The organism is Pseudomonas sp. FP215 (assembly GCF_030687795.1).
Taxonomy (GTDB): Bacteria; Pseudomonadota; Gammaproteobacteria; order Pseudomonadales; family Pseudomonadaceae; genus Aquipseudomonas; species Aquipseudomonas salmasensis.
In genome coordinates this window covers 4778020-4801793 of record NZ_CP117447.1, presented here as the reverse complement: position 1 = coordinate 4801793, position 23774 = coordinate 4778020, and the positions used below count along the sequence as shown (strand labels likewise).

Sequence of the window (23774 nt, the reverse complement as noted above, 5' to 3'; positions counted from 1 at the left end):
GTTGAGCCAAAGCCCCTATAAAAGAGACTGGCCATGACCAAGACTCTCCACCACCGTGCCTGCCACCTGTGCGAAGCCATCTGCGGCCTCACCTTGGAAACCACCCAAGCCGAAGACGGCAGCTTGGCGATCACCTCGATCAAGGGCGACCCTCTGGACAGTTTCAGTCGCGGCCACATCTGCCCCAAGGCCGTGGCCCTGCAGGACATCCAGAACGACCCGGACCGTCTGCACCAACCCATGCTGCGGGTGGGCAGCCAATGGCAGCCGATTGCCTGGGATGACGCCTTTGCCCTGGTGGCCGAGCGGCTGGCGGGCATCCAGGCGCGGCATGGCCAGAACGCGGTGGCGGTGTATCAGGGCAACCCCAGCGTGCATAACTATGGGTTGATGACCCACAGCAACTACTTTCTAGGGCTGTTGAAGACGCGCAATCGTTTCTCCGCGACCTCGGTAGACCAGTTGCCTCATCACCTCACCAGTCACCTGATGTACGGCCACGGCCTATTGCTGCCCATCCCAGACATCGACCAGACCGATTTTATGTTGATCCTCGGCGGCAACCCGCTGGCCTCCAATGGCAGCATCATGACCGTGCCCGATGTGGAGAAACGCCTCAAGGCCATCCAAGCACGGGGCGGTAAAGTGGTGGTGGTCGACCCTCGGCGCAGTGAAACGGCGGCCATCGCCGACCAGCACCTGTTCGTACGCCCCGGCGGCGATGCGGCGTTGTTGTTTGGGGTGCTCAACACTTTGTTCTCCGAAGGGCTGACACGCGACAGCCATTTGCCGGTACAAGGCCTGGATGATGTACGCAAGGCGATTGCCGGCTTCGATGCTGAGGCCATGAGCCGCCAGTGTGCGGTGCCTGCCGAACAGATTCGCCAGTTGGCCAGGGACTTCGCCGGCGCTGACAAGGCTGTCTGTTATGGCCGCATGGGCGTCTCGACCCAGGCGTTCGGTACGCTGTGCCATTGGCTGGTGCAACTGATCAACCTGGTGACCGGTAATCTGGATCGCGTCGGCGGCGCGCTCTGCACCAGCCCGGCGGTGGACCTGGTGGCCTCCACCAGCGGCGGCCATTTCAACCGCTGGCAGAGCCGCGTGTCCGGGCTCCCGGAGTACGGTGGAGAACTGCCGGTGTCGGCGCTGGCAGAAGAAATGCTCACCGAGGGTGAAGGCCAGGTCCGCGCCCTGGTGACGGTGGCCGGCAACCCGGTACTGTCCACGCCTAACGGTCGCCAATTGGAGCAAGCCCTGGACGGGTTGGAGTTCATGGTCAGCATCGATCTGTATATCAACGAGACCACACGTTATGCCGACCTGATCCTGCCTTCCACCTCGGCGCTGGAAAACGATCACTACGACACCACCTTTAATTTGTTCGCGGTGCGTAATGTCACGCGCTTCAATCGCGCCATCCTGCCCAAGCCTGAGGGTGCGTTGCATGACTGGGAGATCTTTGTCGGCCTGGCCAAGGCATTTGCGGCGCACACTGGCGCGGTGCTCAAGCCCACCGTGCCACCGGCGCAGATGATCGACTTCGGGCTGCGTGCGGGTGCCTACGGTGACGCATCCAGCCATAAGCTGTCGGTGGCGATGCTGGCGGATTATCCCCATGGCATGGACCTGGGGCCGCTCAAGCCCAACCTCGCGGCACGTTTGAAAACCGCGGATGGCAAGGTGCAAGCGGCACCGACGGTGATCCTCGCAGACCTGGCGCGTTTCGCCGCGCAGCCGGTGCCGGTGGCCGACGAACTGTTGCTGATTGGCCGACGGCATGTGCGCAGCAACAATTCCTGGATGCATAACTATCACCGGCTGGTGAAGGGCAAGCCACGCCATCAACTGTTGATGCACCCCGACGACCTGACCCGTCGGCAGTTGAGCGATGGCCAGCGGGTGCGAGTGAGTTCGCGCACCGGCATGATCGAAGTGGAAGTGGTGGCCAGTGCGGACATGATGCCGGGCGTGGTCAGCCTGCCTCACGGCTGGGGCCACGGTCGCCCGGGCGTGCAGATGAGCATCGCGAACAGCCAGCCGGGAGCGAGTGCCAATGACTTGACCGACGAGCGGCAATTGGATGAGTTGTCGGGTAATGCGGCGCTCAACGGCGTACCGGTGAAGGTGGCGGCGGCCTGAGCATCCTGCTGGATTTTTGCGTTACAATGCGCCACCGTGCCGACCCGTGAGTCGCAAAGTTCCTGCAGAGGTGTTCCATGGATATCATCGAAACGATCAAAGAGCAGATTGCCAACAACACCATTCTGCTTTACATGAAGGGCGCACCTAACGCGCCTCAGTGCGGTTTCTCCGCAAAAGCGTCCCAGGCCGTCATGCAATGCGGCGAGAAGTTCGCTTACGTGGATATCCTGCAAAACCCTGAAATCCGCGCCAACCTGCCAAAGTACGCCAACTGGCCGACTTTCCCGCAGCTGTGGGTAGCCGGTGAGCTGGTTGGCGGTAGCGACATCATCACTGAAATGGCAGCTGATGGTTCGCTTCAAGCGCTGATCAAGGACGCGGCGCAAAAAGCAGCGGCCAAGACTGACGCCTGATTGGCGAGCAATAAAAAGCCCCGCTTCTCACAAGAGAGCGGGGCTTTTTTTGAGCTTTTCTGTAGGCGCGAGCTTGTTCGCGAAGGTCGCCCAGGCAACGCGTTAAATCAGATGCGCTGCGTGATCGTTGACGTCCTTCGCGAGCAAGCTCGCTCCTACAGTGATAACAAGGGCAGTTATTCGCCCATCTGCGATTGCAGGTAATTCTCCAGGCTGACCTTGTCGATCAGGCCCAGTTGAGTTTCCAGCCAGTCGATATGCTCTTCCTGGTCTTCCAGGATATCTTCCAGCAGTTCACGGCTGCCGAAATCGCCCTTGGTTTCGCAGTGAGCGATAGCGGCCTTGAGGTCGCTGTGGCTCTTGCGCTCAAAGCCCAGGTCGCTGCTGATCATTTCCTGGGTGTGCTCGCCGATGTTCAGCTTGCCCAGGTCTTGCACGTTCGGCAGGCCTTCCAGGAACAGGATGCGCTTGATCAGCGCGTCGGCGTCCTTCATGGCTTTGATCGATTCTTTGTATTCACGCTTGCCGAGCTTTTCCAGGCCCCAATCGTCGTACATGCGTGCATGCAGAAAGTACTGATTGATCGCGACCAGTTCATTGGCAAGGATTTTGTTGAGTTGCTGGATGACTGAGATGTCGCCTTTCATGACTGGGGTCCTGCCCTGTAATAGCTGTGTATAGGGCAGAGTCTGAGCGGTGAAAATCCTAGTGTCAAACCTAAGTTATTGAATAATAAATGAAAATTAATCGGAATAAGAATGTTTGTGTTCCGCGTCTAAGCGCTAACTAATTGAATTAATGGCATAAAAAAACCGGACACTAGGTCCGGTTCTTCAAAACAGGCCTATTCAGGCGTGTTTAAATTCTGCTGGGTAGGGGAGCGCGGCTTGGGCTGTCTGCAGCTGCGTGAGGGTTTCCCGTACCACTTGCTTGGCCAGGCAAGCACATTTGCCACACTGGCTGGCTACGCCGGTGGTTTCACGTACTTCCTTATAGCTGCAGCAACCTTCGTAGATTGCTTCGCGGATTTGTCCGTCGGTGACGCCAGTGCAGAGGCAGACATACATAAGTGAGAACCGTCGCGGGTTTATGGCTTAAGTGCGATGGATCTTAATGTTAACGAGAATGATTGTCAAAATAGTTTCATCGACAATCCAGCGCGCATCGCCCATGCGCTGACGAACGGTTTTTTCGGTGTATGATGGTCGGTCTTTACGAAGCGTGATTGCGTCATGTTTCTGTCGATTTTGACCGGCAGACTCGACCTGTCCTTTTACTTCAATCGTCACCCCCTACATCAGGAGATATCCAATGAGCGTACTCGTCGGTAAACAAGCCCCGGATTTCGACGTACCAGCCGTCCTCGGCAATGGCGAAATCGTTGACAGCTTCAAACTGTCTGAAGCCATCAAAGGCAAATACGGCCTGGTGTTCTTCTACCCGCTGGACTTCACCTTCGTCTGCCCTTCGGAGCTGATCGCCCTGGACCACCGCATGGACGATTTCAAGGCGCGCAACGTTGAAGTGGTCGCGGTTTCCATCGACTCCCATTTCACCCACAACGCCTGGCGCAACACCGCCATCAATGATGGCGGCATCGGTAAAGTCAAATACACCATGGCTGCCGACATGAAGCACGACATCGCCAAGGCCTACGACGTTGAGTCCGAAGGCGGCGTGGCGTTCCGTGGCGCGTTCCTGATCGATGACAAGGGCGTTGTGCGCTCGCAGATCATCAACGACCTGCCGCTGGGTCGTAACATGGAAGAGCTGATCCGCCTGGTCGACGCGCTGCAATTCCACGAAGAGCACGGCGAAGTCTGCCCTGCCAACTGGAAAAAAGGCGACAAAGGCATGAACGCTTCGCCAGAAGGCGTTGCGGCTTACCTGACCGAGAACGCTGGCAAGCTGTAAGCCAACGTCACGGTATAAAAAAACCGGCCTGAGAAGGCCGGTTTTTTTGTGGGTGGGGACTTGCTCCCGTGACGGCCTGACAGCCTACGCTGATCTAACTGACGCGCCGCGTTCTAAATGTGGGAGCTGGCTTGCCTGCGATGACGGCCTACCAGCCGACACTTTTCCACCTGACACCCCACAATCCAACTGTGGGAGCGGGCTTGCTCGCGAAGGCGGCCTGACAGGCGACACAGTTGGATTGTGTACATATCCATTGCTGCGGTAACGGCCACTTAGGGTTCCGCCCTGACGGCGGCTCACTTTTGAAAAGAGCGCAAAAGTAAGCAAAACGCTCTTGCCCCACCACTCGGCACCTCGCTTGGGCTCGGTGTGCCCGAACGCAGGCTTGAATCCGTGGGCCGCCGCCACGCGCCATCCATGGCGCGGGGCGGCTAACCCGGCGTCCTGCCGGGTTACCCACGAATTCAAGCCTGCGTTCGGCCAGCGTGGTTTAACGGGGCGCTTAAGATCAAAAGCAGATCAAGATCAAGAGCGGCTCGCTTCGCATCGTGGTTACCGTGGGCTGCGACAACCTACAGAATTGTGTAGATACCTATGCTCACGGGGGCAAGCCCCCTCCCACATTGGAGGCTCAGTCGTTGAAGTCTTCCCAGCCACCCATCTGTTTCCAGCGATTGACGATGCCGCAGAACAGCTCGGCAGTCTTCTCGGTGTCGTAGCGGGCCGAGTGGGCTTCACGCCCGTCAAAGTCGATACCGGCGGCCTGGCAGGCTTTGGCCAGAACGGTCTGACCGTAGGCCAGGCCGGCAAGGGTGGCGGTGTCGAAGCTGGAGAACGGGTGAAATGGGTTGCGCTTCATGTCCAGTCGCGCCACGGCGGCGTTCAGGAAGCCCAGGTCGAAACTGCTGTTGTGGCCGACCAGGATCGCGCGTTTGCAGCCATTGGCCTTCAACGCCTTGCGCACGCCACGGAAGATATCGGTCAGCGCCGCTTCTTCACTCACCGCCATGCGCAGGGGGTGGTCGAGCTTGATCCCGGTGAACTCCAGGGCAGCGGCTTCGATATTGGCGCCTTCGAAGGGCTCTACGCGAAAGAAATGCGTGTGCTCCGGGTACACAAAGCCTTGTTCGTCCATGCCGATGGTGGTTGCGGCAATTTCCAGCAAGGCATCGGTGGCGCAGTTGAAACCACCGGTTTCTACGTCGATGACGACCGGCAGATAGCCGCGAAAACGCTCGGCCATCGGATGGCGCGAGCCGCCACCGCCGTGCTCTTGTTCGTCGTCGTAATGGTCTTCACTCACTTGCTTTCCTCCAGCAGGCGCCAGCGCAGTGTTTCACCGGCGCGCAGCGGGATAACGGTCAGCTCGCCAAAGGGCAGGCTGGCAGGGGCGGTCCAGTCTTCACGAACCAGGGTAATGCGGTCGGTATTCGCCGGCAGGCCGTAGAAACGCGGGCCGTTGAGGCTGGCGAAACCTTCGAGCTTGTCCAGCGCGTTACGCTGTTTAAACGCTTCGGCGTACAACTCGATGGCGGCAAACGCGGTGTAGCAGCCGGCGCAGCCGCATGCGGCTTCCTTGGCGTGCTGGGCGTGGGGCGCCGAGTCGGTACCGAGGAAGAACTTCGGGCTGCCGCTGGTGGCGGCATCCAGCAGGGCTACCTGATGGGTGTTGCGCTTGAGGATCGGCAGGCAGTAGAAGTGCGGCCGAATCCCGCCCACCAGCATGTGGTTGCGGTTGTAGAGCAGGTGATGGGCGGTGATGGTCGCGCCAACGTTGGCCGACGCCTCGCTGACGAACTGCACGGCATCGGCGGTGGTGATGTGTTCAAACACCACTTTGAGCGTGGGGAACAGCTCGACCACACGACGCATGTGTTCATCGATGAAGATTTTTTCGCGATCGAACACGTCCACATCGCCACGGGTGACTTCCCCGTGGATCAGCAACGGCATGCCGACTTCCGCCATGGCTTCGATCGCCGGCAGGATCTTGTCGATACTGGTTACACCGGAATCGGAGTTGGTGGTCGCGCCTGCCGGGTACAGCTTGGCGGCGTGCACATAACCGCTGGCCTTGGCTTCGCGGATTTCTTCAGGCTGGGTGCGGTCGGTGAGGTAGAGCACCATCAACGGTTCGAAGCGGCTGCCGGCCGGTCGTGCAGCGAGGATGCGCTGGCGATAGGCGTCGGCCTCTGCGGCATTGCGCACCGGAGGTACCAGGTTAGGCATGATGATGGCACGGCCAAACGTGCGGGCCACGTCGGCCACGGTTTGGGGTAACGCAGCACCATCGCGAAGATGAATATGCCAGTCGTCGGGACGCAGCAGGGTCAGGCGGTCGGACATTGGGGATTCCAGGCGGGTCAATCTGGTGGGAATGCTACCGGAAAAGACTCTTGCAGGCACTCGCTATCAAGTTTTGCCGGATGCTACCGATATCTCCGGGTATGCCTTAACGATGTATGACGCTGTGAAGTGTTGTAGAAACCCATGGAGCCTCCCGTGCGCCAGTATTATCTAGCCCTGCTCAGTGTGTTCGCCAGCCTGCCTGCGGCGGCCCTCACGTTCCAGACACGTCTGGAGAATATTGAGTGGAAGGTAGAGGGCGATCAGTTCGAGTGCCGCTTGACCCAGCCGATCACCGATTTTGGTTCTGGTGAATTCGTACGCCGGGCCGGCGAACAGGCGACGTTTCGTCTGAAAACCTATGGCAGCAGCCTCGGCGCCGGCTCGGCAACCCTGTTGGCCGCTGCTGCGCCGTGGCAGCCTGGGCGAGGTGATATCAACCTTGGGGCCGTGCGTGTCGGCAGCGGCGACGTGCTGTTCAATAGCTCCCAGGCCCAGGCCGGACGCCTGTTCACCGGCTTGCTCGAAGGGCGCAGCCCGACCGTGCGGCATTACGGGCGTGAAGGCGGTTACTCGGAAATTCGCCTGTTGCCGGTGAAGTTCAGCAAGGCCTATAACGATTATCAGCTGTGCACCACCAAGCTGCTGCCCATGAATTACGACCAGGTCAAACAGACCGAAGTGGGCTTTCCCGGTGGTGGCATTGAGCTGGACGCTGCGGCCAAGAAGAAGTTGTCTGTGATTCTGGCCTTCATGAAGGCCGATCCCACGGTCAATCATGTCGAGTTGAATGGCCATTCCGACAACAGTGGCAACCGTCTGACCAACCGCGACGTGTCGCGCCGCCGTGCCCTGGCGGTGATGGACTACTTCAAGGCCAACGGCATTCAGGAATCGCAGATCACCATGCGTTTTCATGGTGAAAGCTATCCCTTGGCGCCCAACACCAATGCTGCCAACCGTGCGCGTAACCGCCGTGTGAATATTCAGCTTGAGCGCGTGGCCGCGCCTGAGAAACCGGCGCCCCAGGCCACTGCGCCTAGCAACCCGGCGGCTACCTCGTAAGAGCATGGGTAACTACACAACTTCGGTATGACGCCGAAACTGTGGCGAGGGAGCTTGCTCCCGTGACTACCGGATAGCCGACGCTGTTCTAACTGACGCCCCGCGATCCAAATGTGGGAGCTGGCTTGCCTGCGAAGGCGGCCTAATAGTCAACACAGTTGGACCGGGTACATATCCGTTATTTAGGTAATGGCCACTTAGGGTTCCGCCCTGACGGCGGCTCACTTTCGAAAAGCGCGAAAGTAAGCAAAGCGCTCTTGCCCCACCACTCGGCACCTCGCTTGGGCTCGGTGTGCCCGAACGCAGGCTTGAATCCGTGGGCCGCCGCCACGCGCCATCCATGGCGCGGGGCGGCTAACCCGGCGTCCTGCCGGGTTACCCACGAATTCAAGCCTGCGTTCGGCCAGCGTGGTTTAACGGGGCGCCTGAGATCAAGATCAAAAGCAGATCAAGAGCGACTCGCTTCGCATCGTGGTTACCGTTGAACGCTACCAGGGTGTGTAGATACCTATGCTTATAAGAGGCGACCATCGGTCGCCCACTCGACATAATCTGTCGCTTTATCTTCATTTGCTGTCGCGCCCCTGTAATTTCACGGTTTTGATCGGTAGAATCGTCGCCTTTCCGTACAACCCCGTGGAGTGATGGCATGGCCGACGTAAACAAGGTCGTTCTCGCGTATTCCGGCGGCCTGGACACTTCGGTGATCCTCAAGTGGCTGCAGGATACTTATAACTGTGAAGTGGTGACCTTCACCGCTGACCTGGGTCAGGGTGAAGAGGTCGAACCTGCACGTGCCAAGGCGCAAGCCATGGGCGTGAAAGAGATCTACATTGACGACCTGCGCGAAGAGTTCGTCCGCGATTTCGTCTTCCCGATGTTTCGCGCCAACACTGTCTACGAAGGTGAGTACCTGCTGGGTACCTCCATCGCACGTCCATTGATCGCCAAGCGCCTGATTGAGATCGCCAACGAAACCGGTGCCGACGCCATTTCCCATGGCGCCACCGGCAAGGGCAACGACCAGGTCCGTTTCGAACTGGGTGCCTACGCACTCAAGCCAGGCGTGAAAGTCATTGCGCCGTGGCGTGAATGGGACCTGTTGTCCCGTGAAAAGCTGATGGATTACGCTGAAAAGCACGCCATCCCGATCGAGCGTCATGGCAAGAAGAAGTCGCCGTACTCGATGGACGCCAACCTGCTGCACATTTCCTATGAAGGCGGCGTGCTGGAAGACACCTGGACCGAGCACGAAGAAGACATGTGGAAATGGACCGTCTCCCCGGAGAACGCTCCAGACAAGGCCCAGTACCTGGAACTGACTTACCGCAACGGCGATATCGTCGCGCTGGACGGCGTTGAAATGACCCCGGCCACCGTACTGGCGACGTTGAACCGTATCGGCGGCCAGCATGGTATCGGCCGTCTCGACATCGTCGAGAACCGTTACGTGGGCATGAAGTCCCGTGGCTGCTACGAAACCCCAGGCGGCACCATCATGTTGCGCGCGCACCGCGCCATCGAATCCATCACCCTGGACCGCGAAGTCGCTCACCTCAAAGACGAGCTGATGCCCAAGTACGCCAGCCTGATCTACACAGGTTACTGGTGGAGCCCAGAGCGTCTGATGCTGCAACAGATGATCGACGCCTCCCAGGCTCACGTGAACGGTGTCGTACGCCTGAAGCTGTACAAGGGCAACGTGATCGTCACCGGCCGCAAGTCCGATGAGTCGCTGTTCGACTCCAACATCGCCACCTTCGAAGAAGACGGCGGGGCCTACAATCAGGCGGATGCGGCAGGCTTCATCAAGTTGAACGCACTGCGCATGCGCATTGCTGCCAACAAGGGCCGCTCGTTGTTCTGAGTCGTGCGCCTGTTGTGAAAAATGGCCCCTTGCGCAAGGGGCCATTTTTTTTGCCTGGGTTTTTATGGGCGCTTTAAAAGCAGAGCTGTTTATTAATGTTTAGCCTGTGTTTAAGGATTTTTTTTCGTAACTTGCGCAATTATTTTCCGTTTTTGTCATTTGTTTTTAAGTTTGAATGATTTTTTACATCTGGGGAGGAACTATGTCTGACAGAAAATTCACTCATGTAGTTGCAACGGATATGTGAATTGTTGAATTTTCTGTAGGAATTATGGAAGTGCTGAAATATGTTAAATGGAACTAATGGGAACGGTTGTTCCGGGTTGGTTTGTGCGCGTCATGGCGACAAGCAAGGGGCATTTCCTGAAAGTCTTGTGCGGCACGTTTACTTTCAGGGGCTGATGGGCACGATATTTCACTCAAAATATGTGCGCGCCGAGAAAGGTCTGAAAGCAACCATAAAGCTCCAAGCATCTAAGTTGGCGATTTTTTGTAGGTTAATTCCTATCTTCTTGTGGGTTGGGTCTCTGCCTGCTCTTGCTCGGGGTGGAATGCTATGCCAACTAGTAATCGACTAGGCTATTGTGTTTGCTCTAAATAATTCGAACAGCGAAATTGGACTTTCTCATGAATAAAGTGCTGATCGTGGATGATCATCCCGTCATTCGTCTTGCTGTGCGCATGCTAATGGAGCGTCATGGTTATGAGGTCGTTGCCGAGACCGATAACGGTGTCGATGCGTTGCAACTTGCACGGGAACATATGCCGGATATCGTGATACTGGATATCGGAATCCCCAAGCTCGACGGCCTGGAAGTTATTTGCCGGCTGGCTTCAACCAAGCAAGCCGTCTCGTTCAAGGTGCTGGTACTGACGTCCCAGGCGCCCGGCCATTTTTCCATGCGCTGCATGCAGGCGGGCGCCGCCGGCTATGTGTGCAAGCAGCAGGATCTGACAGAGTTGCTCAGTGCCATCAAGGCAGTGCTTTCCGGCTATAGCTATTTCCCGAACCAGGCGCTCAATTCGGTGCGCTCAACCATGGGCAATGCCAGTGAAGCCGACATGGTCGAACGCTTATCGGGGCGGGAGATGATGGTGCTGCAGCAACTGGCCCGTGGCAAAACCAACAAGGAGATTGCCGATGGCATGTTCCTCAGCAACAAAACCGTCAGTACCTACAAGACGCGCTTGCTGCTCAAGCTCAATGCCCGATCCCTTGTGGACCTGATCGAACTGGCCCAACGCAACGGCCTGGTCTAGGGAGGATATTGCACCCTTTGAATACCCGTGTAACCGGCAGAAAAAAGCCTCCGTCAGGGAGGCTTCCGGCCGTCAACGGCTCGATCAGAAATCGAAGTCGTAATCGGCCAGCTGTTTTTGCAAGCGTCGCTCTTCCAGAAGATTGTCGATAGTGCGGCGTTTGCTCAAATTGGTCTTGGCCACCTCTGGTGCAGGTGCCTCTAGATCATCGTCCTCCGACTCAACGAGGTCGTCTTCCACTACCAGGTCTTCTTTGCTGCCAGCGCTCATAAGGTCAACTCCAGGCTAAGACTGCCATTGGGGCCCCTTATAGCGATAATCCGCGAACGGGTAAAAAAGATTTTTTCAATCGCCTGATCACAAAAACCAATGATCGCTCAATCGTCGGAGGTCTTGTCCTTGTATTCGCACAAATCTTCGATGCGGCAGCTGCCACAGCGCGGCTTGCGGGCCTGGCAAACGTAGCGTCCGTGCAGGATCAGCCAATGGTGGGAGTCGAGCAAATAGGGCTTGGGCACGAACTTCATCAACTGCTTTTCCACCTCAACCACATTCTTGCCCCGTGCAATGCCGGTTCGGTTGCTGACGCGGAAAATGTGCGTGTCCACCGCCATGGTCAACTGCCGGAATGCCGTATTGAGCACCACGTTCGCCGTTTTGCGGCCAACGCCTGGCAAGGCTTCGAGGGCTTCGCGGGTTTGTGGTACCTCGCCTCCATGCAGCTCCAACAGCAGGCGGCACGTCTCGATCACGTTCTTGGCCTTGCTGTTATATAAGCCGATGGTCTTGATGTATTCGGACAGGCCTTCCACGCCCAGGGCGTAAATCGCGGCGGGTGTATTGGCTACGGGATACAGCTTGGCCGTTGCCTTGTTGACGCCAACGTCCGTGGATTGAGCCGAGAGGATCACCGCAATCAGTAACTCGAACGGTGAGGAGTAGGCCAATTCGGTTTTCGGTTCCGGATTGTCTTCGTGAAACCTGCGGAAAATTTCCAGGCGTTTTGCGGCATTCATAGGGGCAGGGGTTTCCTTGCAGGCGGTCGGCGTGATGTTAGCAATACACAGTGCAGTGGGTCAGCCGTTGGCCTCGGCATCCTGCAGCGTTTGCTCGGCGGCGTTCAAGGCGGTTTTCAAGGTTGCGATTTCATGCGCGTCAGCTTGCTGATCCTGAGCCTTTTTCAACGCAGCCCGGCGCATGGCCAACTGGATCTTTGCGCGCTTGAACTCGGCGCTTTTAGCGGCCGTCTTTGGTGGCTGTGGTGAGCTGTTGGTCTCCAGTGCAGCAAGCGCCTGCTCGGATGCCTCGAACTGTCGCTGCAGCATAATCAATTGCGACTGCTGCTCAAAGGTCGGCGGATGCCCAAACGCTTTCAAGGATTTGTGCAACTGAGCGCGACTCATGGCGACGTTGGTTTTGGCCTGCTTGATCGCGGCGTCCAGAGCAGCCTGAGGGTTATCGACCGGTGCCACTGCCATCGGCGCTGTGCGCTTGGCTCGTGCCACGCGTTCGGCGAGCTTGCAAGCCTCTTCACGTTGCAGGCGGGCGTTACGTTGCTCGAAGCGCCGCCGCGCCCGGTCGCGTTTGAGGTCGCGTGCACGCCGTTCATCATCATTGCTGGCCAAGTCACCGACGATAGGCAAAACCTCAGCGAGCGGACGCATCTCGATGCAGTCAACAGGGCAGGGCGCAACACACAGGTCGCAACCGGTGCACTCGTAGACAATCACGGTGTGCATCAGCTTGGCGGCGCCCACAATGGCGTCCACCGGGCAAGCCTGGATGCATTTGGTACAACCGATGCATTCGGCCTCGCGGATATAGGCGACTTGCGCAGGCGCATCTCCACGACTGGTGTCCAGGTCCAGTACCGGCAGGCGCAGCAGTTGTGCAAGCCCGGCAATGGTTTCCTGCCCACCGGGCGGGCACTTGTTGATGGCTTCGCCTTTAGCGATGCCTTCTGCGTAAGGCTTGCAACCCGGGTGCCCGCACTTGCCGCATTGAGTCTGCGGCAGCAGCGCGTCGATACGTTGAATGAGGTTCATGCTGTGATCATAGCGTTGACGCCCGGCCCAGGGAGAAGGGCAAGCTGAGAGGCCCCGCCGTAGCGACAGCGGGGCATTTTGCAGAGGTTACTTGATGCGTTGACCCGGCTTGGCGCCGCTGTCCGGGCTCAGCAGGTAGATTTCTTCGCCGCCAGGGCCGGCCGCCATCACCATGCCTTCGGAAATGCCGAACTTCATTTTCCGTGGCTTGAGGTTGGCGATCATCATGGTCAGGCGGCCATCGAGCTTGGACGGGTCCGGGTAAGCGCTCTTGATGCCGGAAAACACGTTGCGCTGTTCGTCGCCGATATCCAGCGTCAGGCGCAGCAGCTTGTCGGCACCTTCCACGGCTTCGGCTTTGATGATCAGTGCCACGCGCAAATCCACGGCGGCAAAGGCGTCGAAATCGATTTCCGGGGAAATCGGGTCCTTGGCCAGCTCGCCATTACCCGCCGGTGCAGATTGGCCGGTATCGGTCTGGCTGGCGACCAGGTCTTCTTTCGAAGCGTCGGTCATGGCCTGGACTTTCACCGGGTCAATACGGGTCATCAGGGGCTTGAACGCGTTCAACTGATGATTACCGAGCAAGGTGGTGTGATCGTTCCAGCTCAACGGCGCCACATTGAGGAACGCCTCAGCATCGGCGGCCAGCAACGGCAGCACCGGCTTGAGGAAGATCACCAACTGACGGAACAGGTTGACGCCGGTGGCACAGATAGCCTGGACTTCAGCTTCCTTGCCTTCCTGCTTGTTCAGCGACCACGGTGCCTTGTCGGCGATCCAGGCGTTGGCGCGGTCGGCCAGGCCCATGATCTCGCGCATGGCGCGGGCAAAGTCGCGGGCTTCATAAGCGTCGGCGATGCTCGGCGCGGTGGCCAGGAAGGCGTCGGTCAGTTCCGGTGCGGCGTTCTCGGCTACCAGTACACCGGCGTTGCCCTTGTGGATAAACCCGGCGCAACGGCTGGCGATGTTGACGACTTTACCCACCAGGTCCGAGTTGACCTTCTGTACGAAGTCTTCCAGGTTCAGGTCCAGGTCGTCGACGCCACGGCCCAGCTTGGACGCGTAGTAATAGCGCAGGTATTCCGGCGACAGGTGGTCCAGGTAGGTGCGCGCCTTGATAAAGGTGCCACGGGACTTGGACATTTTCTGGCCGTTGACCGTCAGGTAGCCGTGTACGGCGATGCCGGTCGGCTTGCGGTAGCCCGAGCCTTCAAGCATCGCCGGCCAAAACAGCGCGTGGAAGTTGACGATGTCCTTGCCGATGAAGTGGTACAGCTCGGCGGTGGAGTCCTTGCCCCAGAACGCGTCGAAGTCCAGCTCCGGGGTGCGGTCGCACAGGTTCTTGAAGCTGGCCATGTAGCCGATCGGCGCGTCCAGCCATACATAGAAGTACTTGCCCGGCTCGCCCGGGATCTCGAAGCCGAAGTACGGCGCGTCGCGGGAGATGTCCCACTGCTGCAGGCCACTGTCGAGCCATTCGGAGAGTTTGTTGGCCACGGCGTCCTGCAAAGTGCCGCTGCGCGTCCAGGTTTGCAGCATTTGCTGGAAATCCGGGAGCTTGAAGAAGAAGTGCTGCGAGTCCTTGAGCACCGGCGTGGCGCCGGAGATCGCCGACTTGGGATCCTTCAAATCGGTGGGTGCGTAGGTCGCGCCGCATTTCTCGCAGTTGTCGCCGTACTGGTCTTCGGTGCCGCATTTCGGGCAGGTGCCCTTGATGAACCGGTCGGCCAGGAACATTTTCTTTTCCGGGTCGAAATACTGGGTCACCGAACGTTGGTCGATGTGCCCGGCTTCCTTCAACCGCAGGTAGATCTGGCTCGACAGCTCGCGGTTTTCGTCGGAGTGGGTCGAGTGGAAATTATCGAAGTCCACCAGGAACTCGGCAAAGTCGGCGCTGTGTTCAGCCTGCACATTGGCGATCAGTTGTTCCGGGGTGATGCCTTCCTTTTCGGCGCGCAGCATGATGGCCGAACCGTGGGCGTCGTCCGCGCAGACATAAATGCATTGATTGCCGCGATGCTTCTGGAAGCGCACCCACATATCGGTCTGGATGTACTCAAGCATATGGCCAAGATGGATAGAACCATTGGCATAGGGCAGGGCGCTGGTGACGAGGATCTTGCGTGGCTCGGACATGGGGCTCGGCTACTTGATGAAACGGAGGTCGGCCACTATAAAGCGCCGGGAAATTTATTTCACCCCGTGACGCTGTTTCAGTATCTTGCGCGCCTTCGAAAGCATGCCGTTCAGCGGCCGGAACGGTTAGGATAGCCGCCTGTTTCAGTCAGTCTTTTTTCGGGAGTAGCCCATGAGCGCCGTCAATCGCGCAGCGGTGGAAGCCGTTCTTCGCCAGTACACCGACCCTTATTTGAACCAGGACCCGGTCAGTGCCGGCTGTGTGCGTGCCATCGAGGTCCAAGGCGACCAGGTGTCGGTGCAGTTGCAACTGGGTTATGCCGCGGGCCTGTTCAAAAGCGGTTGGGCACAGATGCTGCAAATGGCCATCGAGGGCCTCGACGGTGTGGGTTCGGCCAAGGTCGACATCCAATGCGTGATCGCGCCGCACAAGGCCCAGGCGCAGATCCCGGGCCTGGCCAACGTCAAGAATGTGGTGGCGGTAGCGTCCGGCAAGGGCGGCGTGGGTAAATCCACCACCGCGGCCAACCTGGCCCTGGCCCTGGCCCGTGAAGGTGCGCGCGTGGGCATTCTCGATGCCGACATCTACGGGCCGAGCCAGGGCGTGATGTTCGGCATCGCCGAAGGCACACGGCCGAAGGTCAAGGATCAGAAATGGTTTGTGCCCATCGAGTCGCTGGGTGTGGAAGTGATGTCCATGGCCTTCCTTACCGATGACAACACGCCGATGGTCTGGCGCGGGCCGATGGTCTCGGGTGCGTTGCTGCAACTGGTCACACAAACAGCGTGGGGCGACCTTGACTACCTGGTGATCGACATGCCGCCAGGCACCGGCGATATCCAACTGACCCTGGCGCAGAAAGTGCCGGTGGCCGGTGCGGTGATCGTCACCACGCCCCAGGACCTGGCGCTGCTGGATGCCCGCAAAGGTGTGGAGATGTTCCGCAAGGTCAACATCCCGGTGCTGGGCGTGGTGGAAAACATGGCGGTGCATATCTGTTCCAACTGCGGGCATGCCGAGCATCTGTTCGGTGAGGGCGGGGGCGAGAAGCTCGCTACTCAGTATGGCGTTGAACTGCTGGCATCGTTGCCATTGGCGATGGAGATTCGTGAGCAGGCCGATGGTGGCAAACCTACCGTAGCGGCCGAGGCTGATGGGCAGATTGCGATGATCTATCAGGAATTGGCCCGTCATGTGGGGGCGCGGATTGTATTGCAGGAAGCGGCGGCGCCGGCGATGCCGACCATTACCGTGAGCGACGATTGATTAGGCTTTAACGGATACGCGAAAAGCCTGACGACCAGTGGTGGTCTCGGGTTTTTCGCGAGCGAGCTCGCTCCTACAGGTGGGGGGCAATAGGGCTTGTTGCTATTTTGCGTAATGGGCGTGTAAGCATTCGCTTACTTTTTCGTAAGTGTTTGGTTTTTTTAGCGGTTGCGTACGTCTTGAAATGACGAGGCTATTATCTATCTTATTGAAAGATAACGATTATTTTCATGCTGGCGAGCGGCGGAGTTTGTCAGCCTGCCGAGGGCATCGCGTTGAACTTCCCTCGGAACGCTCTAACATCAGCCCTGTGTCCACGGATTGGCACAGCCATCAAGGAACGATGGTTTGAAGGAACGTCGCAGGATGCGATTCATCAGGATGATGAAAAGGAATACAGGGACTAGGGAAAAAATGTGGGCGGGTCATACCGCCCCTTTTTTTGCCTGTAGAAAAGTGAACGCAGGCACCCGAACGCAAAAAAGGCCCTCAAGGGGCCTTTTTTTGTTGGGCAGCGGCGCTTTAGCGCTCTAGTTGCTCAATTTTGTTGGGCTTGCCATCCCATTCAGCTGCATCCGGCATCGGATCTTTGCGCTCGGTGATGTTTGGCCACACTTCGGCCAGCTCGACGTTCAACTGAATGAACTGCTCCATGCCCGCAGGCACTTCGTCCTCGGAGAAAATCGCGACGGCCGGGCATTCTGGTTCACACAGGGCGCAGTCGATGCACTCATCCGGGTGGATAACCAGGAAATTCGGGCCTTCGTAGAAGCAGTCCACCGGACAGACTTCTACGCAGTCGGTGTACTTGCACTTGATGCAGTTGTCGGTGACGACGAAGGTCATTTCTAATTTTCTCCTCAGGCGGCGGCAGCGAAACCCCTTATGGTGGGGTTCGCGAGGTTTGAGAGCGATAGTCTGCGGACCAGGCTAAAAGCCCGCAGCATCCCAAACCGCGCGAGATTCTATCAGCTTGCAAGCGTCTGCGTTATATCCGAGTCTTCAGTGCATATAACATTTCGAGCGCTTTACGCGGCGTCAAGTCATCCAGGTCAAGCTTTGCCAACTCATCCAGCACCGGATGGGGCAGGCTGGCGAACATATCGCTCTGATGCGGCGCGGCAGGTTTCTTGCTGGCCTTGGCCGGGCTAGCGACTACCGTTTCGTGTGGCAGCGCCGTGGTTTCCAGGCGGCTTAAGTGTTCACGAGCACGGGTGATCACCTCGCTCGGCACACCCGCCAATTGCGCCACGGCCAAGCCATAGCTCTGGCTCGCCGGCCCTGGCAGCACATGGTGCAGGAACACGATGCGCTCGTTGTGCTCGGTGGCATTGAGATGCACGTTGGCCACCAGCGGCTCGCTTTCCGGCAGCACCGTCAGCTCGAAGTAGTGCGTGGCAAACAACGTGTACGCACGCAAATGCGCCAAGCGTTCAGCCGCCGCCCAGGCCAGGGACAGGCCGTCGAAGGTGCTGGTGCCGCGGCCCACTTCGTCCATCAGCACCAGGCTGCGCTCGGTGGCGTTGTGTAGGATGTTGGCGGTCTCGCTCATTTCCACCATAAAGGTCGAACGGCCACCGGCCAGGTCATCGCTGGAGCCGATCCGCGTGAAAATGCGGTCCACCAGGGACAACTCGCAACTGGCTGCCGGTACGAAGCTGCCGATATGCGCCAACAGCACGATCAACGCGGTTTGACGCATGTAGGTGGATTTACCGCCCATGTTCGGACCGGTGATCACCAGCATGCGGGTGTCGTCGTCCAGCGACAGGTCATTGGCGACGAACGGCGTGGTCAGCACTTGCTCCACCACCGGGTGGCGACCTTGTACGATGCGCATGCACGGTTCGCTGACAAACCGTGGGCAATTGAGGTCCAGGTTCAGCGCACGTTCGGCGAGGTTGCTCAACACATCCAGCTCCGCCAGGGCGGCGGCGGTGTCTTGCAACGGCGCCAGACGGCTGATCAAGTCTTCGAGCAAAGCTTCGTAGAGCATCTTTTCCCGAGCCAGGGCGCGGCTTTTGGCCGACAGCGCCTTGTCTTCGAACGCTTTGAGCTCGGGGGTGATAAAACGCTCGGCGCCTTTGAGGGTCTGGCGACGTTGATAGTCGATAGGCGCCGACTCGGCCTGTTTGCTCGGCAGCTCAATAAAGTAGCCATGCACACGGTTGTAGCCGACTTTCAGGTTAGCCAGGCCCGTACGGGCTTTTTCGCGGGCTTCCAGATCGATCAGGAACTGCCCGGCGTTTTCGCTCAGCGATTGCAGCTCATCCAACTCGCTGTCATAGCCGGTTTTCAACACGCCGCCGTCACGAATGATCGCCGGTGGGTTGTCGATGATGGCCTTTTCCAGCAGCGCCGCGAGGTCCGGGTAAGTGCCAGCGGTGACGGCAAGCTGTTGCAGGTGCGGCGTGTCCAGTTCGGTCATCGCCACTTGCAACTGCGGCAGCGCGCTCAAGGCATCACGCAGGCGCGCCAAGTCACGGGGCCGCGCATTGCGCAGGCCGATCCGCGCCAGGATGCGCTCGATATCGCCGATTTCTTTCAGTTGCGGTTGCAGCTTTTCAAAGCGATAGCCGTCGAGCAGGCAGGTAATGGAAGACTGGCGCGCTTGCAGCACCGTCAAATCCCGTAGCGGACGGTTCAACCAACGGGTCAGCAAACGGCTGCCCATGGCAGTCTGGCAACGGTCCACCACCGATTGCAGGGTGTTATCACGCCCGCCGGCCAGGTTGGTGTCCAGCTCCAGGTTGCGACGGCTGGCGCCATCGAGCACCACGGTATCGTCCAGACGCTCATGGCGCAGGCTGCGCAAGTGCGGCAGGGCGGTGCGCTGGGTTTCCTTGGCGTAGCTGAGCAGGCAACCGGCGGCGCCGATGGCCAGGGTCAGCGTCTCACAACCAAAGCCTTTAAGGTCCTGCACCGAGAACTGCTGGCACAGACTTTTCAGCGCCGAATCACGCTCAAAATCCCACGGCGCACGACGCTTGGTCCCACGACGTTTCTCCGCCGGCAAGTCCTTGGGCCAATCATCCGGAATCAACAACTCCACCGGATTGATCCGCTCCAGCTCAGCCAGCAGGTTTTCCCAGCCCTTTATTTCCAGCACGCTGAAGTTGCCGCTGGTGATATCCAGCACCGACAGGCCGAACAAACGCTCATCGCCCAACACCGCCGCAATCAGGTTATCGCGACGCTCATCCAGCAGCGCCTCATCACTCACCGTACCCGGCGTAATAATGCGCACGACTTGACGTTCCACCGGCCCTTTACTGGTCGCCGGGTCGCCGATCTGCTCACAAATCACCACCGACTCGCCCAGCTTCACCAGCTTGACCAGGTAGCCTTCCAACGAGTGGTAAGGAATGCCACACATCGGAATCGACTGCCCCGCCGACTGCCCGCGCGCGGTCAGGGTAATGTCCAGCAGCTTGGCGGCCTTCTTCGCGTCTTCATAGAAGATCTCGTAGAAGTCGCCCATGCGATAGAACATCAACTGATCAGGGTGCTGGTTTTTCAGGCGCCAGTACTGCTGCATCATCGGGGTGTGGGAGGACAGATCGGAGGTGTTTTTACTCATTGGGTAATAGGCAAATTCGTTGAAAGTGATGGGGCAAAGGGGGCGCGTGGTCCAGTGTCGATCAGTTTAGAAAGGCGCACGTCAAAACAAAGCAGGTCGAATGTGGGAGCTGTCGAGCTTCAGCGAGGCTGCGATGGGATCACCGCCCTGTACCGGCGGGCCGAAGCACCCGCATCGCTGAAGTTCAAAAGCTCCACACCTTGCCCAATCGTGGTCGTTTAACTGATCGGCATTGGGCGCTTGGCCCAGCATTTTTTGCGATGGGCGCAAGGTTAACATGCGAAGTCGACCCTTCGCAGGTCGCAAACGACCCGGTAGAAATAGAAGAAGGGGCGGCGCATTTATCAAAATACGCCGCCCCCTTCTTTTTTATCGCCCCTTTACTGAATGTTGCCTGGCGAATCCAACACCTTCACCACATCATCAACTACCGCCTTGACCATCTCCTGCAAGTAATGCGACGCCCACGCATAACGGTCCGTCTCCTTGGTCATCGCCGCATCTTCTGCGAGCAGCTTGGCGACATGGAGAAGATCGGAGGCGTGGTGCAGGGCTTCTTGCAGGGAAACACCGCTGTTGACGCGGAATAGAGGTTGGTCGGAGTGAAAGGAGAAGGGGGTGACGCCGAGGGTGGTTAACGCAGGCGGATTTGTAGCGGTCATCGGTAAAACTCCCATATCAAGTGAGAGCTACCACGTTCGTTATCAGGCGAATGGGGTGGCAGCTGTGCGCAGGCTGATAAACCGGAGATACAGGAACCCGGCAGACCCGAAGGTCTCCCACGCACAGCCGCCATTGCACGAAATGAGGGGCGAAAAAAAACGCCTGCAAATCGGGTTTGGTGGCGCTTGTTGCGCCTGCATCTTGACGGGTTATCAGGCCCGGTCGCTGAATTGGCAGCGACGAATCGAAGGGTAGCGTGGTGATAGGGAGGGTGCAACTGGGAAAATTGTGTCCTGGAAATAAATGCGTCCGCTTTTCTCCAGTAGGCAGCATTGGAGAAACACGCCTCCTAGAACGATGTGGCAGGTGATGTCATGATTCGACTAGTTTGAACTTCGCAACCTGGAAAATTTATGACGAGTACCCTGAAGTATCAGATTCTTGCTGGGCTACCGGGCGAAGGGCCTCTTCCTTTGCAGTTCAGCGCTACCGGCCAAGGGCACCATAGTGAAGGATTCGTCATCAGGTTCTCGCCAGAGGCGAAGCCTTCTTGGGTGGGGAATTTTCAGCCGGGTTTTTGCCGCTTCAGTTGCGTTCTGACGCTGGGTTCAACTTTTCATGTGATGATAGTTGCCGGTGGTCAGGGTTATATCGTGGACATTCGTAGCGGCGTTCTCTTGAAGCATTTCGGTGGCGATATCGAGTACTTGGTCAGCATTCCAGAATTAGACAGCATCCTTGTTTCAAATGGGGTGTGGCTCAGGCTTGTTAAAGGCGAGGCTGAGGTCTGGTGCTCTGAGCGCCTGTCTCTGGACGGGATTAGAAATATCCAAATCTCGCTCGCGGATGGGATCATTACAGGGGAGGGATGGTATGTAGACGATTGCTGGTATCCGTTCAAAGTCTGCATCTCCTCGGGTGAAGCTACGGGAGGAGTTTTCGAGTCGCTTGACTTCAGCTAAGTCCATTTCTGCGTTTCTGAATGATTAGCTACCGGCCGCTCTGGAAGCAGTTCGCGCCGAATCACCAAGCAGTAACACCGCCATAACTCAGCGATTCATCGTTCTGATCACTCTTTTTTTCCAGCGCCATTTTTACAACCTGTCACGTTGGGATAAGGCAGGCAGACCAGAATCATTTTACTCTTCGGTTCAAAGCCGATGCGATCAATGCCGGGAAGGTGATGATCTGGCTTTTCGCAGCATATTAATCCTTCAAAGTTGGAATGACTGCGCGGTCCAATAGGCTATTTTGACCTACGCCCACTAGCCGGAAACAACCCTCGGATCACCCCAAGAAACGCCGCAAACAGATTGATTGAAGTCGCCGTAGTGATAGCAATCAACACATTGTCCGAGAACGGCGCTTTGCCCGAGTAATACGTCGACCACCCATTCCACACCAGTAAAACCGCCCAGAAGATCACACCACAAGCGGCAAACCAAAACGCCCGACCCGCATATTTCTTGCGCAGTTGCCTTTCGGCCTTCTGGTCTTTGAGGTTCTGGTTTCTTTCATCGTCGGTGCCTATGGCTTGCTCGCCACCGGCTTGGGTGTCCTGGTCAGGCCCTGCCGCGGGGGGCAGCGTGAGTTCCAGGTTGTCGAGTTCTTCACTCACGGATGCGGCTCTTTGGGTGAATGAGTGTTGCCATGTCTTCCCAGTCGATGGCGGAACCGTCGGCGCCCTTGAGGGCCCAGGCTGTGCCGTCCTCGTGGGAGAGGTTGGACAGTTGGGTGCCAGACCACTTGCCGTATTTGTTGATGATCCGGTCAATCAAACGATGGGTGTAGGTGTCGCTCTCAGGCACTCTCGGTGTCACGAACACAATATCTTCGGCGTCGGGCTTCAGATTGCTGAGCAACGACGTCACCGGACGATTACCGTAGGATTTCAACTCATGGTAAAGCGACGGGATGACCGGACCATATTGCCAGCGGGCAAAGTGATCATCCATAAGGGGCTGATCCCGTTCGCGCAAATGCCAGGACTGCGTATAAAACAGCAGTTTTTGCAGCTTCATGGGCGTCAGGCCCGAAAGCTTGCCTTCCTTCGCACGTTCAATGAAGGCGTTAGCGACAGCTAGCGCTGAATAAGCCATGAGCACCTCCGTCGTTGCTGGCTACGTTGTCCAAGAGTTTTATACATAGGCCTTGAGTTGTCGACATGCAAGGTGTCGACCGGCAGCAATACCAAGCTGTCGGATAATAGAGCGTCGATAACTGGTTGTATATACAGTATTTTGATTCAAGTTAAGTGAAAGACGCGTGTTTAATGCATAAATATGCAAATTAGCATTTGCCAACCCCAAAAACTCCCGTCACTATCCGCGCTATGCAAAAACGCAACGTTTCTATCGTCTTAAGAGAGCTGCTGGACCGCGACCGGATCTCCCCCACGGAGCTTCACCGGCGCACTGGCGTGCCTCAATCCACACTGTCCCGGATCCTCAGCGGCAAGATCGTTGATCCGTCGGATAAACACATCTCCCGTATCGCCGAGTATTTCCGCGTGAGCACTGATTACCTGCGCGGGCGCGCGGCAGTCGGCGCTTTGCGTGATGACGGGCGCGACCCGATGCATTCGGAACTCAAGGACATAAGCCTGTGGGACGACGACACCCCCGTTAATGATGACGAGGTGTCGATCCCCTTTCTGCGCGAGGTTGAATTGGCTGCTGGATCAGGAAGATTCGTCATCGAGGAAAGCGAGAAGGCCAGCCTGCGGTTCGGCAAGCGCAGCCTGCGGCATAACGGTGTGCAGTTCGACCAGGCCAAGTGCGTGACGGTACGCGGCAACAGTATGTTGCCGGTGTTGCGCGACGGCGCCACGGTAGGGGTGAATGCCGGCAAGAGCGGCATTGGCGATATTGTGGATGGCGACTTGTATGCCATCAATCACAACGGCCAGTTGCGGGTTAAACAGCTCTACCGCCTGCCTTCCGGGATTCGCCTGCGCAGCTTCAATCGTGATGAGCACCCCGATGAGGACTACAGCTTCCAGGAGATTCAGGATGAGCAGATCAGCATCCTCGGTCATGTTTTTTGGTGGGGCATGTACGCCCGCTAA

Annotated in this window: 23 protein-coding genes; 9 read left to right on the top strand and 14 right to left on the bottom strand. The window is 57.9% G+C overall.

What is annotated here, in order from left to right:
* The first annotated feature begins 33 nt into the window (after positions 1 to 33).
* Entirely contained in the window at positions 34 to 2142 is a 2109-nt protein-coding gene (locus PSH76_RS21865; RefSeq protein ID WP_305492901.1) for a molybdopterin oxidoreductase family protein, read from the top strand.
* 77 nt (positions 2143 to 2219) lie between these two features.
* Positions 2220 to 2558, top strand: coding sequence for a Grx4 family monothiol glutaredoxin (gene grxD / locus PSH76_RS21860; RefSeq protein ID WP_305492900.1), 339 nt, complete (start codon positions 2220 to 2222; stop codon positions 2556 to 2558).
* Positions 2559 to 2734: 176 nt separating this feature from the next.
* Here the strand turns inward: grxD and bfr are convergent, their stop codons facing one another.
* The 3 genes from bfr to PSH76_RS21845 form a co-directional block, all read right to left on the bottom strand.
* Complete coding sequence (bfr, locus tag PSH76_RS21855; protein WP_012722487.1) at positions 2735 to 3205, bottom strand: bacterioferritin; 471 nt, start codon at positions 3203 to 3205, stop codon at positions 2735 to 2737.
* Between the two features lie 201 nt (positions 3206 to 3406).
* Positions 3407 to 3625, bottom strand: a complete 219-nt coding sequence (locus PSH76_RS21850) for a bacterioferritin-associated ferredoxin (RefSeq protein ID WP_003188977.1) — start codon at positions 3623 to 3625, stop codon at positions 3407 to 3409.
* Between the two features lie 27 nt (positions 3626 to 3652).
* A complete protein-coding gene (locus tag PSH76_RS21845) occupies positions 3653 to 3847 on the bottom strand; it encodes a hypothetical protein (protein ID WP_138183488.1) in 195 nt (64 codons plus the stop codon).
* A gap of 22 nt (positions 3848 to 3869) precedes the next feature.
* Between PSH76_RS21845 and PSH76_RS21840 the strand changes: the two genes are divergently transcribed.
* Positions 3870 to 4472, top strand: coding sequence for a peroxiredoxin (locus PSH76_RS21840; RefSeq protein WP_003172097.1), 603 nt, complete (start codon positions 3870 to 3872; stop codon positions 4470 to 4472).
* 634 nt (positions 4473 to 5106) lie between these two features.
* Here the strand turns inward: PSH76_RS21840 and rnt are convergent.
* Both rnt and pyrC read right to left on the bottom strand, forming a co-directional pair.
* The gene (gene rnt / locus PSH76_RS21835) at positions 5107 to 5778 is read right to left on the bottom strand and encodes a ribonuclease T (protein ID WP_003188980.1); all 672 of its coding nucleotides are present in this window, start codon (positions 5776 to 5778) and stop codon (positions 5107 to 5109) included.
* A complete protein-coding gene (gene pyrC, locus PSH76_RS21830; protein WP_305492899.1) occupies positions 5775 to 6821 on the bottom strand; it encodes a dihydroorotase in 1047 nt (348 codons plus the stop codon). Before pyrC ends, rnt begins: the two co-directional genes overlap by 4 nt.
* Before the next feature lie 156 nt (positions 6822 to 6977).
* Between pyrC and PSH76_RS21825 the strand changes: the two genes are divergently transcribed.
* From PSH76_RS21825 to PSH76_RS21815, 3 genes are all read left to right on the top strand, one after another.
* Complete coding sequence (locus tag PSH76_RS21825) at positions 6978 to 7886, top strand: OmpA family protein (RefSeq protein WP_032893317.1); 909 nt, start codon at positions 6978 to 6980, stop codon at positions 7884 to 7886.
* Between the two features lie 649 nt (positions 7887 to 8535).
* Positions 8536 to 9753: an argininosuccinate synthase gene (locus PSH76_RS21820; protein WP_003188984.1), complete on the top strand. Its 1218-nt coding sequence runs from the start codon at positions 8536 to 8538 to the stop codon at positions 9751 to 9753.
* Positions 9754 to 10380: 627 nt separating this feature from the next.
* Positions 10381 to 11013 (top strand): response regulator transcription factor, encoded by a 633-nt coding sequence (locus PSH76_RS21815; RefSeq protein ID WP_003188986.1) that lies wholly within the window; start codon positions 10381 to 10383, stop codon positions 11011 to 11013.
* 84 nt (positions 11014 to 11097) lie between these two features.
* Here the strand turns inward: PSH76_RS21815 and PSH76_RS21810 are convergent, their stop codons facing one another.
* From PSH76_RS21810 to metG, 4 genes are all read right to left on the bottom strand, one after another.
* Positions 11098 to 11283: a PA3496 family putative envelope integrity protein gene (locus PSH76_RS21810; protein ID WP_032893316.1), complete on the bottom strand. Its 186-nt coding sequence runs from the start codon at positions 11281 to 11283 to the stop codon at positions 11098 to 11100.
* A 107-nt stretch (positions 11284 to 11390) separates the two neighbouring features.
* Positions 11391 to 12029 carry an endonuclease III gene (gene nth, locus PSH76_RS21805; protein WP_003188989.1) on the bottom strand — a complete coding sequence of 213 codons (639 nt, stop codon included), beginning with the start codon at positions 12027 to 12029 and terminating at the stop codon, positions 11391 to 11393.
* Between the two features lie 60 nt (positions 12030 to 12089).
* Positions 12090 to 13058: an electron transport complex subunit RsxB gene (rsxB, locus tag PSH76_RS21800; RefSeq protein WP_305492898.1), complete on the bottom strand. Its 969-nt coding sequence runs from the start codon at positions 13056 to 13058 to the stop codon at positions 12090 to 12092.
* Between the two features lie 87 nt (positions 13059 to 13145).
* A complete protein-coding gene (gene metG / locus PSH76_RS21795; protein ID WP_094774806.1) occupies positions 13146 to 15197 on the bottom strand; it encodes a methionine--tRNA ligase in 2052 nt (683 codons plus the stop codon).
* Between the two features lie 172 nt (positions 15198 to 15369).
* On the opposite strand from metG, the gene apbC reads away from it, so the two are divergent.
* Entirely contained in the window at positions 15370 to 16464 is a 1095-nt protein-coding gene (gene apbC / locus PSH76_RS21790; RefSeq protein WP_161906783.1) for an iron-sulfur cluster carrier protein ApbC, read from the top strand.
* 522 nt (positions 16465 to 16986) lie between these two features.
* Here apbC and fdxA read toward each other — a convergent pair.
* The 3 genes from fdxA to PSH76_RS21775 form a co-directional block, all read right to left on the bottom strand.
* On the bottom strand, positions 16987 to 17310 hold the full coding sequence (fdxA, locus tag PSH76_RS21785; RefSeq protein WP_003172109.1) for a ferredoxin FdxA: 324 nt from the start codon (positions 17308 to 17310) through the stop codon (positions 16987 to 16989).
* Between the two features lie 142 nt (positions 17311 to 17452).
* Positions 17453 to 20044 carry a DNA mismatch repair protein MutS gene (gene mutS, locus PSH76_RS21780; RefSeq protein WP_305492897.1) on the bottom strand — a complete coding sequence of 864 codons (2592 nt, stop codon included), beginning with the start codon at positions 20042 to 20044 and terminating at the stop codon, positions 17453 to 17455.
* 380 nt (positions 20045 to 20424) lie between these two features.
* Positions 20425 to 20706, bottom strand: a complete 282-nt coding sequence (locus PSH76_RS21775; protein WP_032893303.1) for a DUF3077 domain-containing protein — start codon at positions 20704 to 20706, stop codon at positions 20425 to 20427.
* A gap of 414 nt (positions 20707 to 21120) precedes the next feature.
* On the opposite strand from PSH76_RS21775, the gene PSH76_RS21770 reads away from it, so the two are divergent.
* A complete protein-coding gene (locus PSH76_RS21770) occupies positions 21121 to 21669 on the top strand; it encodes a hypothetical protein (protein ID WP_032893302.1) in 549 nt (182 codons plus the stop codon).
* Between the two features lie 284 nt (positions 21670 to 21953).
* On the opposite strand, the gene PSH76_RS21765 is transcribed toward PSH76_RS21770, so the two are convergent.
* Positions 21954 to 22325, bottom strand: a complete 372-nt coding sequence (locus PSH76_RS21765; RefSeq protein ID WP_032893301.1) for a hypothetical protein — start codon at positions 22323 to 22325, stop codon at positions 21954 to 21956.
* A complete protein-coding gene (locus tag PSH76_RS21760) occupies positions 22318 to 22806 on the bottom strand; it encodes a Panacea domain-containing protein (protein ID WP_003189004.1) in 489 nt (162 codons plus the stop codon). Before PSH76_RS21760 ends, PSH76_RS21765 begins: the two co-directional genes overlap by 8 nt.
* A gap of 224 nt (positions 22807 to 23030) precedes the next feature.
* Between PSH76_RS21760 and PSH76_RS21755 the strand changes: the two genes are divergently transcribed.
* Positions 23031 to 23774: an XRE family transcriptional regulator gene (locus tag PSH76_RS21755; protein ID WP_169855582.1), complete on the top strand. Its 744-nt coding sequence runs from the start codon at positions 23031 to 23033 to the stop codon at positions 23772 to 23774.